The sequence below is a fragment of the Chthonobacter rhizosphaerae genome (genome assembly GCF_013839525.1).
Taxonomy (GTDB): Bacteria; Pseudomonadota; Alphaproteobacteria; order Rhizobiales; family Pleomorphomonadaceae; genus Chthonobacter; species Chthonobacter rhizosphaerae.
Map to the genome: position 1 here is coordinate 42,088 of NZ_JACDIS010000003.1, position 16,534 is coordinate 58,621.

The 16,534-nt window shown below is 70.7% G+C and carries 12 protein-coding genes; 7 read left to right on the forward strand and 5 right to left on the reverse strand.

Annotated elements, in window-relative coordinates; all coding sequences use genetic code 11:
* Positions 1-141: 141 nt before the first annotated feature.
* A complete protein-coding gene (locus HND91_RS06475) occupies positions 142-2,832 on the reverse strand; it encodes a metallophosphoesterase family protein (RefSeq protein ID WP_181705739.1) in 2,691 nt (896 codons plus the stop codon).
* Between the two features lie 247 nt (positions 2,833-3,079).
* On the opposite strand from HND91_RS06475, the gene HND91_RS06480 reads away from it, so the two are divergent.
* Positions 3,080-4,159, forward strand: a complete 1,080-nt coding sequence (locus HND91_RS06480) for a helix-turn-helix transcriptional regulator (protein ID WP_181705740.1) — start codon at positions 3,080-3,082, stop codon at positions 4,157-4,159.
* 29 nt (positions 4,160-4,188) lie between these two features.
* On the opposite strand, the gene HND91_RS06485 is transcribed toward HND91_RS06480, so the two are convergent.
* Positions 4,189-4,377: a hypothetical protein gene (locus tag HND91_RS06485; protein ID WP_181705741.1), complete on the reverse strand. Its 189-nt coding sequence runs from the start codon at positions 4,375-4,377 to the stop codon at positions 4,189-4,191.
* Positions 4,378-4,575: 198 nt separating this feature from the next.
* Here HND91_RS06485 and HND91_RS06490 point away from each other — a divergent pair, with 198 nt between their 5' ends.
* The gene (locus tag HND91_RS06490) at positions 4,576-4,806 is read left to right on the forward strand and encodes a hypothetical protein (RefSeq protein WP_181705742.1); all 231 of its coding nucleotides are present in this window, start codon (positions 4,576-4,578) and stop codon (positions 4,804-4,806) included.
* 33 nt (positions 4,807-4,839) lie between these two features.
* On the opposite strand, the gene HND91_RS06495 is transcribed toward HND91_RS06490, so the two are convergent.
* The gene (locus tag HND91_RS06495) at positions 4,840-5,775 is read right to left on the reverse strand and encodes an NAD(P)/FAD-dependent oxidoreductase (protein WP_181705743.1); all 936 of its coding nucleotides are present in this window, start codon (positions 5,773-5,775) and stop codon (positions 4,840-4,842) included.
* 196 nt (positions 5,776-5,971) lie between these two features.
* On the opposite strand from HND91_RS06495, the gene HND91_RS06500 reads away from it, so the two are divergent.
* Positions 5,972-8,443, forward strand: coding sequence for an AI-2E family transporter (locus HND91_RS06500; RefSeq protein ID WP_181705744.1), 2,472 nt, complete (start codon positions 5,972-5,974; stop codon positions 8,441-8,443).
* On the opposite strand, the gene HND91_RS06505 is transcribed toward HND91_RS06500, so the two are convergent.
* Together HND91_RS06505 and HND91_RS06510 are read right to left on the reverse strand one after the other, a co-directional pair.
* Positions 8,438-9,607, reverse strand: a complete 1,170-nt coding sequence (locus tag HND91_RS06505; RefSeq protein ID WP_181705745.1) for a glycosyltransferase family protein — start codon at positions 9,605-9,607, stop codon at positions 8,438-8,440. The genes HND91_RS06500 and HND91_RS06505 overlap by 6 nt on opposite strands.
* 408 nt (positions 9,608-10,015) lie before the next feature.
* Positions 10,016-11,095 carry a glycosyltransferase family 4 protein gene (locus tag HND91_RS06510; protein WP_181705746.1) on the reverse strand — a complete coding sequence of 360 codons (1,080 nt, stop codon included), beginning with the start codon at positions 11,093-11,095 and terminating at the stop codon, positions 10,016-10,018.
* Between the two features lie 1,355 nt (positions 11,096-12,450).
* Here HND91_RS06510 and HND91_RS06515 point away from each other — a divergent pair.
* The 4 genes from HND91_RS06515 to HND91_RS06530 all read left to right on the forward strand — a co-directional run bounded on the left by HND91_RS06515 (position 12,451) and on the right by HND91_RS06530 (position 16,490).
* Positions 12,451-13,449: a glycosyltransferase family 2 protein gene (locus HND91_RS06515; protein WP_181706066.1), complete on the forward strand. Its 999-nt coding sequence runs from the start codon at positions 12,451-12,453 to the stop codon at positions 13,447-13,449.
* A 7-nt stretch (positions 13,450-13,456) separates the two neighbouring features.
* Positions 13,457-14,395, forward strand: a complete 939-nt coding sequence (locus tag HND91_RS06520) for a glycosyltransferase family 2 protein (RefSeq protein WP_181705747.1) — start codon at positions 13,457-13,459, stop codon at positions 14,393-14,395.
* A complete protein-coding gene (locus HND91_RS06525) occupies positions 14,373-15,410 on the forward strand; it encodes a glycosyltransferase family 2 protein (RefSeq protein WP_181705748.1) in 1,038 nt (345 codons plus the stop codon). The genes HND91_RS06520 and HND91_RS06525 overlap by 23 nt, the downstream gene beginning before the upstream one ends.
* Positions 15,411-15,497: 87 nt before the next feature.
* The gene (locus HND91_RS06530; RefSeq protein ID WP_181705749.1) at positions 15,498-16,490 is read left to right on the forward strand and encodes a glycosyltransferase family A protein; all 993 of its coding nucleotides are present in this window, start codon (positions 15,498-15,500) and stop codon (positions 16,488-16,490) included.
* Positions 16,491-16,534: the final 44 nt, after the last annotated feature.

Here is a 16,534-nt window from a genome sequence, read left to right on the forward strand (position 1 = left end):
AGTGTGCCCGACGAGAGGGCGAACCGTCGATTGTCTGATCTGCGACCGATATCGCGGTGCGCGCCGGTGGCTCGGCAGTATGCCCGATCGTGAACGTCCGTACGGGTGTGCGATCCACAGGTTCGATAGGCATCAAGGCCGTCAATCCCTGCCGCGACCGCCGCCACCCTTGGAGTCGCCGCCACCGCCGCCTTTGGACTCGCCGCCGCCCTTCGAGTCGCCGCCTTTGGACTCGCCGCCCTTCGAGTCGCCGCCACGACCGCCTTTGCCGTCGCTCTTGCCACGGCCGCGGCCTCCGCCGCCGAGGGCATCGCCGAGACCGCCCGCAAGGCCGCCCACCGCCGAGCCGACCCCGCCCACGGCCGAACCGAGGCCGCCGCCAGGGCCGGATCCGCCGCCGGGAGACGCGGTCGAGCCGCTGCCGGACGGCGACGATCCGCCCGAGCCGGACCCGCCGGGAGAGCCGGCGTTCCCGCCCGCGGTGGCGCCTCCTCCGGAAGGCCCGCCGCCTCCGCCGGAAGGCGCGCCGCCCCCACCGGAGGGCGCGGATCCACCGCCGGAAGGCGCCGATCCACCGCCGGACGACTCGGACCCGCCGCCGGACGATCCGCCCCGCCCGGGCCCGCTCCGGCCGGACGTGGCGGCCGCCACCTCGCGGCCCGTGTCGGCGCCTCCGCCGATGACCGGGAACCAGAGCGTCGACGAACGGCGTCGGGACGGCTGGACGGGAACGCGTCGATCCTTCTCCACCGCGAAGTCGACCGCCGGCGGCTGCCAGCGCCGCACCCGGTTCGTGCGCGGGCGCTTGGCGCGCTTGGCCTTCTTGGCCGACCGGGCCGGCGCGGCCTTGGCGGTCTCGGTCTTCTTCTCGAACGCGCCGTCGCTGTCGCAGCACGGCCCGAGCGCATGGTCGAACGCCTGGAGGCGCGGCGGCGCGGGCGCGAGCGGGCCGGTGGCGGCGAGACCCGCCACGGCCGCGGCCGTGCCGAGCTCGACGCCGGCCGCCGCGAGGCACGCCGCCGGGTCGGCGCTCGAAGCGCAGCCATCGGCCGCGAACCCGGCGCCCTCGGCGGCGGCGGGCTCCGCCTCGCCTGTCGGCGGCAAGTGGATCGCCTCCTCCTCGCCGGTCGGTTCGGCGGCTGGCGCGAAGCCCGCCTCCGGCTCCGGAGCGGCCGGGCGGGGCACAGGGCGCGGCGGCGCCGCCAGGTCGGGAGCGATCGCCGCGACCTCCGTACCGCCGGGCGCCGGATCGACCGGTTCCCGGGTCGGCCGAAGCGTGCCGAGGCTCGGCGCGCGCGCGTCCATGCCCGGCGCGGGCTGCGGCGCGTCGGCCGCCGGCGCCGGGTCGGGCGCGCGGGCCGGATGAGGAAGGATGACCCTCGGCGGCCTCGGTTCGGCGCGTCGCACGTCTCCCGTCGCGGCAGGTGGGGCGGCGAGCGGGACGCGCTCGTCCAGGTCCGGGAGCGGAGGGACGCGCGGGGGAGCGGACGAGGTCGTCCGGTCAGGAGACAGGGCGCCGAGGCCCACGTCCGCCATCGAAACGGCCCCGGTCGGCGTGTCCGCGGAGGCGGGCGGCGGCTCGATCCTCGGGCGGAGCTCCGGCGGAGCGGCGTCCGCCGACGGCCTTGCGGAGGCGAACCGGTCGCCGGCGGCGGCCTCCGCCGCCGGGGGCGTGCGGCTGGCGCCGGTCTGGAACGGCGACCAGTCGGCGGCCCAGAGCGCGCCGGTGGCGCCGAGGATGAGCGCGGCCGCGGCGGCGGCCGCCAGGTGCCGCTGGCGCGGCGGCGGCTGCGAGGCCGCGGCGGCGACCCCGAACGTCGGGCCGGCGTGCGCGCCATCGTAGACCGAGGCGGGAAGCACCGGGCTCGGCGGCGACGCACCCGGTCCGGGCGCGCCGGCGGCCGGCCAGGATCGACCGCCGGCGAGGGCGGAGACGGGGGTGACGGCGGCGGTGCCGGCGGCGAGGCCGGCGGACGGGCCACCCATGCCCGGGCGCGCGCCTCCAGCGAGGACCCGCAGGGACGGGCGGGCGCCCGCATTGGCGGCGGCGATCCGGCCGGTGTTGTCCAGGAAGGCGACCTCGCCGTCGCGGAACCGCGCGGCGGTGAGCCGACCGGTGCGCCAGACGCCGGTGTCGAGGCAGATGTGTCGCTCGTCGATCAGCGGCGTGAACCGCACCGTATGACCGTGGACGATCCGGAACGGCGCCTCCACGTGCCGGGCGAGGTGCCAGTCCTTGAAGAGGAGCAGATCCACCTTGGACTGGGCGGAGAGATCCACCCCCGGCCGAAGGCCGGCGTGGACGAAGACGTAGCCCTCCGTCCGGGCGATGAACGGCAGCCCGGACAGGAAGGCGACGTGCTCCGGCGGGATCATCTGGAGAGCCTCCGCGCGGACCGACTGGGCCACCCTGCCGTTGACGCGCCTCGGCACCTCCACCCCGTAGGAGGCGAGCGTGAGGCGGCCGTCCACGTCCAGCCAGCCGGCATTCGCGCCGGGCTCGGACAGGAAGCCGAGGAGGTATTCCTCGTGGTTGCCGCGCAGGCAGATGCGAGTGATGCCGGGCGGCGACGGCTGGATGAGGTGGTTGACGACGCCGGAGCTCAGCGGGCCGCGATCCACGTAGTCGCCGAGATAGACCACGGTGGCCGGCGCGCCGGCCGCGTCCGCCAGGATGACGGCCTCCAGGTCCAGCAGTTCCCGAAGGCAGCCGTGAACGTCGCCGACGGCGTAGACCAGGGCGTCGGGCGGTATGTCGATGATCCCGGTGGCCGACAGGTCCGTCCCGCCGACGCCGAGGTTCGCCGCCGTCTCGTCGATCCGCTGCCTCATGCCGAACTCCTGCACGCTGGCCCTCCCGAACGGCTTGACGGCTCGGGTGTCGGCTTATTCCGGGCGACTGGTTAACAACCCGAAAGGTTTTCGTACCCCAGACGCGTTCCGCTGAAGGAGGGTGCAATTAATGACATCATCTATCGTCGATGCTTGCTATGTATATTACATCCAGCAATAATCCTCGTTCTCTGCCCAAGTTCACCGAGCGGGACGTAAAGCCTTTCTCGTGCCACCAGGACGGGTCATGGATCTCAACGCGTTCGTCGACAGCATCTATGAGGCTGCTCTCGTGCCGGAGCTTTGGCCGGACCTCCTCGACGGCCTGACCCGCGAGGCGGACGCGCTCGGCTCCATGTGCTTCACGGCTTCGCCGACCCGGACCAACTGGGTCTCCTCCCGCGAGGTGGAGCCGCTTCTCGCGCGCTTCCTGGCCGACGGGTGGATGGCCCGGAACACGCGCGTGGAGCGCGCCCTGAAGCTCGACCTGCCGGGCTTCGTGTCCGACCAGGACATGTTCACGCCCGAGGAGATGGACCGCGACCCGATGATCGCCTACCTCCGCCAGAACGGGGGCGGCTGGTGCACCGGCACGCTGATCACCATGCCGTCCGGCGACCTCCTCGTGTTCAACATCGAGCGCAGCCACCGGCGCGGCCCGTTCGAGCCGGAGGTGATCGCCCGGCTGGAGACGCTGCGGCCGGACCTCCACCGGGCCGCCCTCCTGTCGGCCCGCCTCGGGTTCGAGAAGGCGCGCGCCGCGGCGGCCGCCCTGGCGGCCGTGGGGCTTCCCGCCGGCGTGCTGTCCCATTCCGGCCGGCTGATCGCCGCCAACGACCTGCTGACGGCCATGATGCCGTCCGTTGTTCTCGACCGGCGCGATCGGGTCCAGCTGGCGGGGTCGGCTCCGGACGCGCTTCTGAAGGATGCGCTCGACCGGCTCGCCTCGCAGCTGATGCCCCAGGTGGCGTCCATCGCGCTTCCGGCCACGCACGCCCATCCGGCGATGGTGGCCCACCTCGTGCCCGTCCGGCGCAATGCCCGCGACGTGTTCGCCTCGGCCAACGCCTTCCTGATGGTGACGCCCGTGTCGGCCGCGGCCGTGCCCGGCTCGTCCCTCCTCCAGGCGCTGTTCGATCTCACACGGGCGGAAGCGCGCGTCGCCAAGGGCATCATGGAGGGCAAGACGCCGGCCGACCTCGCCCGCACGCTCGGCGTCTCGGTCGACACGGTGCGCACGCAGCTGAAGAGCGTGTTCGCCAAGGTGGGCGTCTCGCGCCAGGCCGATCTCGTCCGCCTGCTGGGCGGCCTGACCATCACCCGGTGACGTGCGCTCCGGTGTCATCGACGTCGCTCTCAGTCGTCCGTGTGGATGCCCTTGCGGAGGCGTTCCGCGTCGGGGTTCGAGCCGGGTCCCTTCGGCAGGCCGTCCTCGTCGAGGTCCGGGTCGTTGTTCGGCGGCGCCGGATCGAGCCGCGTCTTCGCGGGATCGTCCGGAAAGGTGCGTTCGGCGGGCGAGACGGCGGCGCGGTGCGGTCCTGTCATGTCTCTTCTCCGGGCTCGTCGCACGCGGCCGTCCGGGCGCCGGCGAAAGCCCCCGACGGACCGGCTTGGGAACGTCAACGCCCGGGAACGCGAAAGGTGCCGCACCGACGACGCGGAAAGTTGAAAACGTCTCGGAAACGGATGGTTAACCGTATCGGCCGCACAAGGCAGTCCCATCCGTTCCAGCCTGGTGAGTCGATGCAAGCCCAACAGTCCGCCGTCCGCAGCGCGAACCCGCGCGCCGTCCCGCTTCTCGACGCCGGCGCGTTCCGGTGCCGCAACCCGCTCTTCGACGTGGTCCAGGGCGTGGCGCCGTCCCAGCTCATGGTGTGCGGCAACGACGTGATCCCGGGGCGCTGGTTCTGCGCCACCTGCAAGCCGCGGCTGGTCTCCTCGGTTCGTCCCTCGCCGGTGAAGGCGCCGCGCTGAGCGCCCGAGCCGACCGAGGATCGCGCCGCGGGCTCATGCCGGCGGCCGCTCCCGCGCGGTCAGGCGATTGTGGATGTCCGTCGCCGCTATGGCCGCATGGCCGGCGGCGACGGCGATCTGGTTGAGCTCGTTCACCACGTCCCCGACCGCGTAGACGCCGTCCACGCTCGTGCGCTGGTGCGGGTCGGTCAGGACGCAGCCGACCGGGTTGCACGCGACCCCGAGCGCGGCGGCGAGCGTGTTGCGGGGCAGGTTGCCCATCGCCGGATAGAGCGTGTCGAAGGTCTCGCGGACGCCGCCCTCGTAGACGGCCACCATGCCGCAGAGGTCGTGGACGAGATCGACCACCGGTTCCGTCACCACGCGCAGCCCCAGCCGCTCGGCGCTCCCCATCGTGTCCGCGTCGAACGGGGCATGCTCGGCAAGGCGCATCAGCGCCACCCGGTCGGTGAACGACCGCAGGAAGCGCCCTTCCCTCAAGGCCCGGTCCGGCGGGCCGACGATCCCGACCCGCTGTTCGGTCGCCTCGAAGCCGTCGCAGACCGGGCAGAAGCGCAGCCGACCCGCCTCGATGGCGCGCTCGTAGTCGGCGAAGCCCGGCATGATGTCGACGATGCCGGTGGCGAGAACCACCATGGGCGCCGTCACCGCGATCCCCTCCCCCACCGCCTTGAAGTCGCCCGCCCTGCCGGTGATGGCGTCGATGCGGCCGTCGACCAGGTAGGCGCCGTAGCGCTCCGCCTGGACACGCAGGCGGGCGAGGAGATCCGGCCCGGTCACGCCCTCGGGGAAGCCGGGCGTGTTGTGGCTGACCGGGATCCAGCGCGCGCGGCTCTCGCCCGCGTCCACCACCACCACGGTCCGGTGATAGCGGGCGAGATAGGTGGCCGCGATGAGGCCGCCCGGCCCGCCACCGACGACGATGCAGTCGGCCTCCGACCCGGTTCGGGAGATGCTGGACGCTGGCATGGCGAGGGCCTCGAGGACGGTTCGGACGGGGCGGCGCAGCCGCCGGAACCGGTCTAATCCCCGGGGCGGGACGATGTTTCATCGAGCCTTGACGCGGAAGCCTCGCCGGGCTCGCCCTCGGCCGGGATCAAACCGGCGGGTCGGCGCGTTCAAGCCGTCACGCCCACGCCGGCGACAGACGAGGATTGCGACAGCCATGGCCGAAACGCCCGTCCCACCCGCGCCGACGAGCCAGGGCTTCTCCATGCTGACGGCCGGCGGGCTGGTGCTCGCCATCGGCGGGCTCTACTTCGGCCGCGACATCTTCGTGCCGTTCGCGCTCGCGATCCTCCTGGCGTTCGCCTTGTCGCCGCTGGTCACCGGCCTTCGCAAGCTCCGCATCCCGCGGGTGGCCGCGGTGATCGCGGTGGTGGCCTTCGCCCTGGTGGTGATCGCCGGCATCGGCCTGCTGGTCGGCACTCAGCTCGTGAGCCTCGCCGACAACCTGCCGCGATACCAGTACACCATCGAACGCAAGCTCGACTCCCTGCAGTCGGACGCGCCGGGCGGCGGCGTGCTGGAACGGTTGACGAGCACCGTCCGGGACCTTGGCGAGGGGCTGGAGCGCGCCGACGAGAAGACCGAGAAGGCGGCCGAGCAGGCGAGCGGCGAGGAGCCCGAACGGGAGCCGATCCCGGTCCGGGTGGAGCCGCCGGCCGCCAGCCCGATCCAGGTGATCCAGACGGTGGTCGGCCCGATGCTGGCGCCGCTCGCGACCGCCGGCATGGTGGTGGTATTCCTCATCTTCGTGCTCCTGGAACGGGAGGACCTGCGCGACCGGTTCATCCGGCTGATCGGCGCCGGCGACCTGCACAAGAGCACCCAGGCGCTGAACGACGCCGGCGGGCGGGTCAGCCGCTACCTGCTGATGCAGCTGATCGTGAACATCACCTATGGCATTCCGATCGGCATCGGCCTCTACTTCATCGGCGTGCCGAACGCGGTCCTGTGGGGCCTGATGGCGGCCGTGCTGCGCTTCATCCCCTACCTCGGGCCGTTCCTCGCGGCCCTGTTTCCGCTCGCCCTCGCCTTCGCGGTGGACCCCGGCTGGTGGATGCTGGTCTGGGTGATCGCCCTCTTCCTGGTGGTGGAGCTCATCAGCAACAACGCCGTGGAGCCCTGGCTCTACGGGTCCAGCACCGGCCTGTCGTCGCTCGCCATCATCATGGCGGCGGTGTTCTGGACGACGCTCTGGGGGCCGGTCGGCCTGTTCCTGGCGACGCCGCTGACCGTGTGCCTGGTGGCGATCGGCCGCTACGTGCCGCAGCTGGAGTTTCTCGGAGTCCTCCTCGGCAACGACCCGGTGCTCGCGCCCGAGCAGCGGCTCTACCAGCGCCTGCTCGCGGGCAACCTGGAGGAGGCCGTGGAGCTGGCCGAGGCCTATGTGGCGGAAACCTCCACGCGCGAGTTCTACGACCAGGTGGCGATCCCGGCGCTCCGGATGGCCGAGAACGACGGCCAGAGGAGCACGTCCGAAAGCGGCTACCGGCGTACGGTCGCGGACACCGCGATCTGCGTGGTGCGCGACCTGGACGACCTGGCGGAGGAGCGGCGCGGCGAGGAGGAGACCGAGGCCGCATCGAGAGCCGGGCCGAACGGTCGCACCGGCGAGGACATGCCCGTGCTCTGCATCGCCGGGCGGAGCGAACTCGACCGGGCCGCCGCCGAGATGGTGGCGAGCGTGCTGAGGGAGGACCGGATCGGCGTCCGCGCGCTGCCGCCCATCATGGTCACCCAGGACGCGCTCGGCCAGCTCGACCTCACCGGCGTGGAGGTCGTCTGCCTCGCCTACATGCACCCGCATCCGGAGGTCTACGCCCGCTACGTCTGCCGCAAGCTGAAGCGCCGGGCGCCGAGCCTGCGGGTGATCGTCTGCCCGTTCAACGCCAGCGAGGACGCGGACGCGACGCGGCGGCGCAGCGCGGCCACGGGGGCGGACGCGGTCGCCACGTCGCTCGGCGTCGCCCGCGACCAGATCTGCGCCTGGGTACGCCGCGATCCGCCTGCTGGGGCCGTGCCGCCGGCGGAATCCGATCCGGATCGGGCCAACGTCCTCAAGGAGATGGGCCTCGACGCCCGCCGGACCGAGCGCTTCAGCGACGCGACCCGCGACGTGGCGGCCGCGTTCGGGACGCCGATCGCGCTCGTCGCCCTCGCCGAGCAGTTCCCCGACCCGGCCCAGGCGGACGCATCCGCCGCGGCCACGGATGCGGCGCCAGCCCCGACCGCCGCGGGCGGGCCGGCGGGCGTCTCCCACGAGCTCGCCTCCCTCGGCCACCTGGTGGGCCAGGAGTCGGTGCTCGTGATCCCGGACATCCAGAAGGACCCGCGTTTCGCCGACGACCCCACCCTGCGCAACAACGGGATCCGCTTCTATGCGGGCGCGCCCATGCGGCTCTCCACCGGCGTGGTGATCGGCACGCTGTGCGTGATCGACACCCGGACCCGCACCTTCGAGGCGGAGGACGTGGCGCGGCTGGAGCGGTTCGCGGCGGAGATCGTCGCCAACGTGGAGGCCACCCACGCCATCGGCCATGGAGGATCGTCGATCCGGCCCGCCCGCCGCATCCGGGAGGTGGGCGGCGTGCGGGTCGCGGCCTTGCCGGCGGGCGCCGACGTCAAGTCATGAGGCGTGGCGCCGGCGCGGATGGTGGACCACCTCCGACAGGCGGTCCACCAGGGCGGCGCAGTCGGCCGGCATGGTGACCCAGTTGGACCGCGGCACCGCCGCCGCCCTGGCTCGGAGCTCCAGGTAGCGCTCCGGCGTGAGGCTGGAGAAGATGTTGACCAGGGTCGTCTCCAGGTCGTTCTCGACGATCACGCCGGTGCCGAGGCGCTGCAGCATCCGGCCCGTCTCCACGCTGCCGAGGGCGATCGGCACGGCGTTGTTGAGGCCGCCCTCGTAGATGCGGTTGGGCAGGAGCCAGTTGGAGTTCAGCCCCTCCTCGAAGAAGTCCACCGCCCAGGTGAAGTGCACGTCCGAATAGATGTCCGTGATGTCGTCCGGATAGACGTAGCGGCCCCGATATTCGATGTGCGGCGGCATCACGTCCGGCCCGAGGCCGTTCGGGAACTCCGCCTCGGTCGGGATGCCGCGCATCACCACCTTCAGCTTTCCGTCCAGCTTCTCGGTCACCCGGGTGAGAAGGTCGAAGCTCTTGGAATCGCGCAGGGCGCCGAACCAGCCAATCCGCCAGGGCGGCCCCAACGGGGCGGGCGCGGGCAGTTCAGGCAGATCCGCCGTTTCGAGCAGCAGCTTATTCTCCAGGAGGAGGACGGGCAGCGACTTCAAGCCGTCCCGATGGGCGAAGTAGTTGCGCACGAAGCCCGGCGACGAGGTGATCAGAAGGGCGCTGCGCTTGGCGAGCGCCGTCTCCAACGTCCTCAGCACCGTGCCGACGGGGCCCTTGGAGAGGAGCAGCCGGTGGATGTCGAGGGACTCGTAGACGATCGGAACCGGCTTGCGGGCGAGGCGCGCCTGCGAGGCCGCATAGGCGAGGAGTTCCAGGCTGCGGGCGACCACGATGTCCGCCCGCGCCACCATCTCGGTCACGCTGTCGCGACGCAGGCCCGCCCGGCCGATGGCGGCGCTGCGGTGGACGAAGCCGTAGTCGCGCGTCCGACCGAGATCGACGGGCCGTACCCCGCCGAGCGGCTTCGGCGGCGCGTCGGAGCGGCGGAAGCCGGCGACCTCGACCGTGGCTCCGCCGAGCTGGAACATGCGGACGCGCCTCAGGACGGCGGCGTCGTGGGTGTTGTGGACGAGGTAGGCGATACGCAGCGCAGACGCCATCATGCTCTCTTCAGCATTGGCGGGCGCGCCATCCGGCGCCCCGCCGTCGTTCACCGTCGCCGAGATCGGCGAGCGACCGCCGGACTGGACCGGACCGGCTCAAGACGCAAGCCCATGGTCCATGGTTCCGACCATGCACAGGCGTCAACGCGCGCCACGACGGTTTATGCCCAGGAAGAGCAGAAACTGGTTAAAACGATCCGCATGTTTTGACACGTCTCGGCCGACGACCGGAAGGGCCGGGCGACCGGAGCGGTCCGGGCGACGGATCGCGGGCCCGGACGCGGTGGGAGAGGTCTGGAGGTCGTGCAGACCCGAAGGAGCCGGCAGGTCGAAACGGCGCTCCCGGTTGACCGAGCCGGGCCATTCTCTCCCGGGCCAGAGTCTTCGACCTCGTCGAATGAAATTCTAGGAGGACACCGGACGCGGCACCGCGGCGCTCATCACCCGGTCGGCCAGGGCGGCCACCTGCCGGCGCACCAGCGCGGCGTAGAGCGGCATGGTGTTGGTCTCCACGGCCCGCCGGCGTCCGGCCTCGCCCATCCGGGCGGCCTCCGCCGGGTTCTCCAGAAGGCGCACGATGGCCGCGCGCATGGCGTCCGGATCGCGGCAGGGCACGTAGAGGCCGGTCTCGCCGTGGACGATCAGGTCGCTGTGGCCAGGGTTGTAGGTGGCGATCACCGCCTTTCCCATGGCCATGGCCTCGGCGATCACCGAATAGCCGCACGCGAACGGGGCGGGTTGGGTGGGCACGACCACGAAGCGGGACCGGGCGTAGAGGTCCCGGAGCCCCGTGTACATGGGCAGTTCGCCGGCCTTCACGTTGGAGGGCAGCGGAGCGTCGAACCTGACCGACGCGATCCAAGCGCTGTTGGTGGCGAGTTCCACGGGAGCGGGCAGACCCTCCACGGCCTTGAACAGCGTGTCGTAGTCGCGGAAGGCGACACCGGCGCTGGCGATCACCCCCTCCCCCCGGAGCGGCGCGGGCGCGAAGAAGGCCGTGTCGACTCCGGCGGTGATCACGCCCGTGCGCTCGGCCGGCATGCCGAACTCCGTCACCAGATGATCCGTCACCGCCCGGGACAGACCGAGGAAGTGGATGTGCCGCATGGCCCGGATGACCGGCATCAGCGCCCTGAAGCGGGGGCTCTCGAAGTAGGTGCCGTGGAGGATGCACACCATCGGGATCCGGACCCCATAGGCCGTCAGGCCGAGGAAGGTCGGCAGGCCGACGTCCTCGCCGGCCGCCACAAGCGCGCCGAGATCCTTGACGGCCCGGCGCACCGGCCAGATCCGCCGCGGGCTGGAGAAGAAGCCGAGCCAGCTTTCCTCGACGCCCTTGGGCGGGCTGATGTCCACCATCCGAAACCCGCCGAACTGCTGCAGGGCGTGGAACTCGGACGTGGGCCGCGCTCCCCCGCGGATCTCAGCGTCAATGGCCGGAGTGTCGTAGAACCCCCTCGCCAGCAGGCCGAACGTTCCGAGCATGACGGATCACTCCTGTCCACCCCCGTTGTCTCGTCCGGCTCCGGATCCCGGCACGCCGCCGCCAGCGAACCGTGATCCACCCCGAATGGCCTGGACGATGATTTCGTCGAGAAACGCCTGTCACAAAAGTTTCACTAAATATTAACCCTATGACAAGGCCTGTTCGGGTGGCGTCTTCATCTTTTCGAATCGCGCGGCATTCACGCCAAAGACGCCGGCTCAGCTCTGGAGGTCCGAGAATTTGATCGGAAAACAGGGCGAACCAGCGCCGGATCTGCAACCAGGGGCGGTTGAATACGCACTTGTGCCCGACCGGATCGGTGATCGAATGCCTGGACCGACCTGAACCGGCGATCACCCGCGGGCTCGACGAGGGCGCGTCCGCCGGACGGGGAGTCTGGCGGCCGCCGACCCGCGCACGCGCGCCATGGTCGGCGTGCCAGGCGCACCGGGCTCGGGACCGAGGCCGTCTGATCGCAACGAGAGCGCGTCGCCGTGTCTATGGTTGTGCTCGGGGCGTGCAGGACGAAGCGGAGCCGAAAGCAGAATGACAGCCGGAGCGGCAGCCTGAACCTGAACAGTATGAAGAGCCCTCAACGGTTTCAACTGAGTGTTCAGCGCCATCGCTCTCAACTTTTTGGCATCCGGTAACCTATTCATACTTTTCATCTGCTAATTGACACTCGCCAAGCACAGAATTTTTCGATGCTATGTCAATACATATCTCGAGCACAGACCCTGACAGCCCTCCTTCGTCTTGCGATTGCGCGCGAAGGTGAGCAGCTGAACGCGAAGACCGACGACGAATTCTGTCGGCCCCGGAACAAAACGACCGCGCGCCCGTTTATCGCACAAGGGCCGGGGTTGGATGCTCCGGCGGCCGGGGCAGATGGACCGCACCGGCCAGGGACGAGCAGACCGGCCGGCGATCTTGGAAGCCGGACAGGCTGCAGTGTTAACGCTGTGTTGAGATCTGAGGGGATGACCAAAGGCGGCGCTGGCAAACCATAGATTATGCTATATTTTTGATGTGAGGCTTGGGGTACGTCCTGTATGTCGAAGCTTCAAGAGAGCGCCCCGCTCTCCGTCGAAAATGATTTTAGTACTTTTTCAGTTTGATGCGGAACACCAAGGTTCATGCCAAAGCCCCGAAGATGACCGACCGGTGCCGGCACTATAGCTCAGAGCTTGATAAGACTTGACGCGTTGGACTTTCGCATTCGCATACTATGTATTTAGAGGGATGAGTTCTCGTGACCCTACAAGCCATTCCGTCCAGCCACGACTGGCTGAAATCTCTGCCGGAAAACTCGGTCATCGAGAGTGACACCAGGCTTCATTCGGTGAACGTCAAGCTGTCCGTCGACAGCGCGCTCTACGAGCCCTCCCTGATCGTCGTGCCTTGCTTCAACGAGGAGAAGACCCTGGAGGGCGTCGTCGCCGACCTCCTTCGCCAAGTCGGCTTCGAAAAGCTGGTGATCGCCATCGTGGATGGCGCCAGCACCGACCGCACGGCCGAGATCGCCCGCAATCTCGCCGCCCGGCACAGCAACGTTGTCCTGATCGACAATCCCCACCGCCTCCAGAGCGCCGCCGTCAACATGGCCGTGCAGGCGCTCGGCAAGGATTTCGATTACCTTATCCGCGTGGACGCCCATTCGTCCTACCCGCCGGACTTCTGCCGGGTGCTGGTCTCCGAGGCGATGCGCACCGGCGCGGATTCGGTGGTCGTCAGCATGAAGACCGAGGGCAAGAAGTTCTTCCAGCGCGCCGCCGCGGCCGCCCAGAACTCGCCGCTCGGCAACGGAGGCTCGGCCCATCGCAGCCTGCAGAGCGGCGGCAAGTGGGTGGACCATGGCCACCACGCGCTGATCCGCGTGAAGGCGTTCGAGGCGGTGGGCGGCTACGACCCGACCTTCTCGCACAACGAGGACGCCGAGCTCGACATGCGCCTCGCCAAGGCCGGCTTCAAGTGCTGGCTGACCAATGCGACGGCGATCAACTACTATTCCCGCGAGACCCCGTGGAAGCTGTTCATGCAGTACTTCCGCTACGGCCGCGGCCGGGCGCGCACCATCGCCAAGCACGGCTCGATCAAGATCCGCCAGATCGTGCCGCTCCTGATCCTGCCGATGGTGCTCCTGGCGCTGGCGGCACCGGTCTCCTGGCTCGCCGCCGTGCCGGCCGCCGCCTGGGCGGGCCTCTGCCTGATCTGGGGCGTGGTGATCGGCATCAACGAGCGCAGCCTGCCGGGCATGATGTCGGGCGTGGCGGCGATCATCATCCAGCTCGGCTGGTCCGCCGGCTTCTGGTGGCAGGCGCTGCGCCATCCGTTCGCCCGCCAGGATCGGTGACGGCGCGATGATCGGGACCGATCGCCAGATCGACGTCTGCGTCTGTACCTTCCGCCGGCCCTCGCTCGCCGACACCCTCGCGTCGCTGATCCGGTGCGCGGTGCCGGACGGGTGGACCGTCCGGATCGTCGTGATCGACAACGACGACGAGCCGAGCGCCAAGGCCCTGGTGGCCGCGAGCGCCGCCGCGTCGCCCGTCCCGATCGACTATGTGCACGCGCCGGGCCGCAACATCTCCATCGCGCGGAACGCCGCGCTCGACGCCGCGACGGGCCGCCTGATGGCCTTCATCGACGACGACGAGGTGGCGACGGCCGGCTGGCTCGACTGCATCGTGGCGGTCTGGGCGGAAACCGGCGCGGACGTGGTGCTCGGCCCGGTGGACGCCACCTACGCGGCCGACGCCCCGCGCTGGATGCGCCGCGGCCGGTTTCACGCCACCCGGCCCGTCTGGGTGGGCGGGGAGATCCGCACCGGCTACAGCTGCAACGTCCTCATCGACCGGGCGTCGCCGGCCCTCGTCGGCCGCCGCTTCCGCCTGGAACTCGGCCGCTCGGGCGGCGAGGACACGGAGTTCTTCCACCGCATGCATGCGGCGGGCGCGCGGATCGCCTATGCGCCGGACGCCCTCCTGACCGAGCCGGTGCCGCGCTCGCGCCAGAGCTTCGGCTGGCTGATGCGGCGGCGCTTCCGGTCGGGCCAGACCCATTCGCTCATCGTCCGCGACCGGCGGGGCGGCTCTGGCGGCCGCACGCTGCTTCTGGTGAAGGCCGCCTCCAAGGTGGCCGTCTGCGGCCTCGCCGCGGCGGGCCTGATGTTCAACCCGGTGCGCGCCCGCGCCTGGGCTCTCCGCGGCGCCCTCCACGCCGGCGTGATGGCGAGCCTCCTCGGTGCGCGCGACCTGCAGCAATATGGACGCGTCGATGACCCCGGCTACGCGCCCTGACGTTTCGATCGTCGTCCCAGCCTGGAACGCCGCCGGCTTCATCGCGCCGGCGCTCGCCAGCGCGCTCGCCCAGACCGGGCCGTCGATCGAGGTGATCGTGGTGGACGACGCCTCCACCGACGCCACGGGAGACGTGGTGCGCGCCGTCGGCGACCCACGGATCCGCTACGTCCGGATGGAGCGGAACGGCGGGCCGAGCGTCGCCCGCAACCATGGCTTCGCCCTCGCCAGGGGCGAGTGGATCGCGGTGCTCGACGCCGACGACCTGATCGAGCCGGGGCGGATCGGCCGGATGGTCGCCCGCGCGCGGGCCGCAAAGGCCGACGTGGTGGTGGACAACCTCCGCGTGGTTCGCCCGGGTGGCGGCGCGCCGCAGCCCATGTTTCCCTCCGCCGCCTTCGCCCGCATGGAGCGGCTGACCCTGCCGGACTTCATCCGGTCGAACATGCTGTTCCGCAAGGAATTCAACTACGGCTACCTGAAGCCCCTGTTCCGGACCGCCTTCCTGCGCGAGGCGGGCATCCGCTACGACGCGGGGATCCGGATCGGCGAGGACTACCGCTTCATGGCGGAATGCCTCGCGGCCGGCGCCCACTGCGCGGTGGAGCCGACGGACGGCTATCTCTACTTCATCCGCCCGGGGTCGATCTCGCGGGTGCTGACCGCGCCCGACGTGGAGGACATCCGGCGGGCTGACGAGGCCTTCCTGTCCCGCTACGCGCTCGACGCGCCGAGCCGGAAGGCCCAGGCGGCGCGGGACGCCAATCTGCGGGACGCCCATGCCATGCTGGTGCTGATCGAGCACCTGAAGGCGCGGCGGTTCGCGGCGGCGCTCCGCCAGTTCGCGGCGCGGCCGACGGCGGCGCGGCTCTTCTCCAGCCCGATCGGTGGACGCCTGAAGCGGCTGCGGGCCGCGTTCGGCCGAGCCGCCCCGGCGCCCTCCCCGGCCGGCGCGAACGAGGCGCCGGGCAAGGGCGCGGAACCCGCGCCCGCCGAGATGGCGCCGTCGCGCTGACCCGAGGCGACCCCGGAAGGGGCCGCTCGCCATGAAAGCGGGCCTTTGGGCCTTAGTGGTTTTTGCCTTCAACGCCTGGATCGTGCCATGTCGCCCTCATCCGAACCGCTCGTCGTCTTCGTCACCCCGGTCTACAACGGCGCCGACTTCATCGAGGAGACGCTCGCCTGCGTCCAGGCGCAGACCTATCGCAACATCGTCCACGTGGTGATCGACAACGGGTCCACCGACGGAACGCGGGCCATCATCGAGCGCTACGTCGGCCGCGAGATCCCGGTCATCGCGCACTACCATGACGAGACCATCCCGCAGATCGACAACTTCATTCGCGGTGTCGACGCGGTGCCGGAGGGGGCGGACTTCTTCCGCATTCTCTGCGCGGACGACACGGTGCACCCGACCTACACGGAGCGCTGCATCGCGCTCGCCCGACAAGACCCGGAGATCGTCCTGGTGGGCACCGGCGCGACGGTCGAGGGCATGGTCGATGGCCGCCAGGTGAAGGAAATCCATCCCACCCACTGGCCGAAGGACCGCTCGATCTTCACCGGCCCCGAAGCGACGCGGATGGTGCTGCGCGGCGACGGCGTGATCATCGGCCCGCACCTCCTGGTCAGGACATCGGTGCTGAAGACGATGCCCGGCTACTACCGCCGCTTCGCCCACGGCTTCGACACCGACGCGGCCTTCCGGGTGCTGACCCTCGGCAAGTTCGGCTTCCTGCAGGATGAGCTCTGCCTCGTCCGCGTCCAGGAATCGTCCGTGTCGCACCTGGAGATGCACCCGCGCCGGACGCACTTCATCGACTGGATGCTGTTCCTGAAGACGTTCGGCGAGGCGGTGTTCGAGCCGGCCGAATACAAGGCGCTGCTGAAGGCCTACCGGCGCTACTATCTGCGGCGGCTGGTGCTCTGGACCATGGAGTCGCGCAAGGCCACGGTGCTCAAGCTGCACCTGTCGGAGCTCGCGCGCTTCAACGCGGCCCCGCGCGTCCTCGACTGGGTGGACGCCGCCCTCGATCTGCCGCTGCGCCGGCTGTCCCTGCGCCGCAAGGTGCGGTCCGGCCACCCGCTCGGCTGACGGCGCCGGCCCGGCCGTCCGGGCGGCGGGTGAAAGCAGAACGG

What these genes read in the sequence shown, in the direction of transcription:
- HND91_RS06485 (WP_181705741.1), bottom strand. Translation starts at nt 4,377, where the DNA reads ATGACAGGACCGCACCGCGCCGCCGTCTCGCCCGCCGAACGCACCTTT.
- HND91_RS06510 (WP_181705746.1), bottom strand. Translation starts at nt 11,095, where the DNA reads ATGCTCGGAACGTTCGGCCTGCTGGCGAGGGGGTTCTACGACACTCCG.
- HND91_RS06500 (WP_181705744.1), top strand. Translation starts at nt 5,972, where the DNA reads ATGGCCGAAACGCCCGTCCCACCCGCGCCGACGAGCCAGGGCTTCTCC.
- HND91_RS06505 (WP_181705745.1), bottom strand. Translation starts at nt 9,607, where the DNA reads ATGGCGTCTGCGCTGCGTATCGCCTACCTCGTCCACAACACCCACGAC.
- HND91_RS06530 (WP_181705749.1), top strand. Translation starts at nt 15,498, where the DNA reads ATGTCGCCCTCATCCGAACCGCTCGTCGTCTTCGTCACCCCGGTCTAC.
- HND91_RS06480 (WP_181705740.1), top strand. Translation starts at nt 3,080, where the DNA reads ATGGATCTCAACGCGTTCGTCGACAGCATCTATGAGGCTGCTCTCGTG.
- HND91_RS06475 (WP_181705739.1), bottom strand. Translation starts at nt 2,832, where the DNA reads ATGAGGCAGCGGATCGACGAGACGGCGGCGAACCTCGGCGTCGGCGGG.
- HND91_RS06525 (WP_181705748.1), top strand. Translation starts at nt 14,373, where the DNA reads ATGACCCCGGCTACGCGCCCTGACGTTTCGATCGTCGTCCCAGCCTGG.
- HND91_RS06490 (WP_181705742.1), top strand. Translation starts at nt 4,576, where the DNA reads ATGCAAGCCCAACAGTCCGCCGTCCGCAGCGCGAACCCGCGCGCCGTC.
- HND91_RS06520 (WP_181705747.1), top strand. Translation starts at nt 13,457, where the DNA reads ATGATCGGGACCGATCGCCAGATCGACGTCTGCGTCTGTACCTTCCGC.
- HND91_RS06495 (WP_181705743.1), bottom strand. Translation starts at nt 5,775, where the DNA reads ATGCCAGCGTCCAGCATCTCCCGAACCGGGTCGGAGGCCGACTGCATC.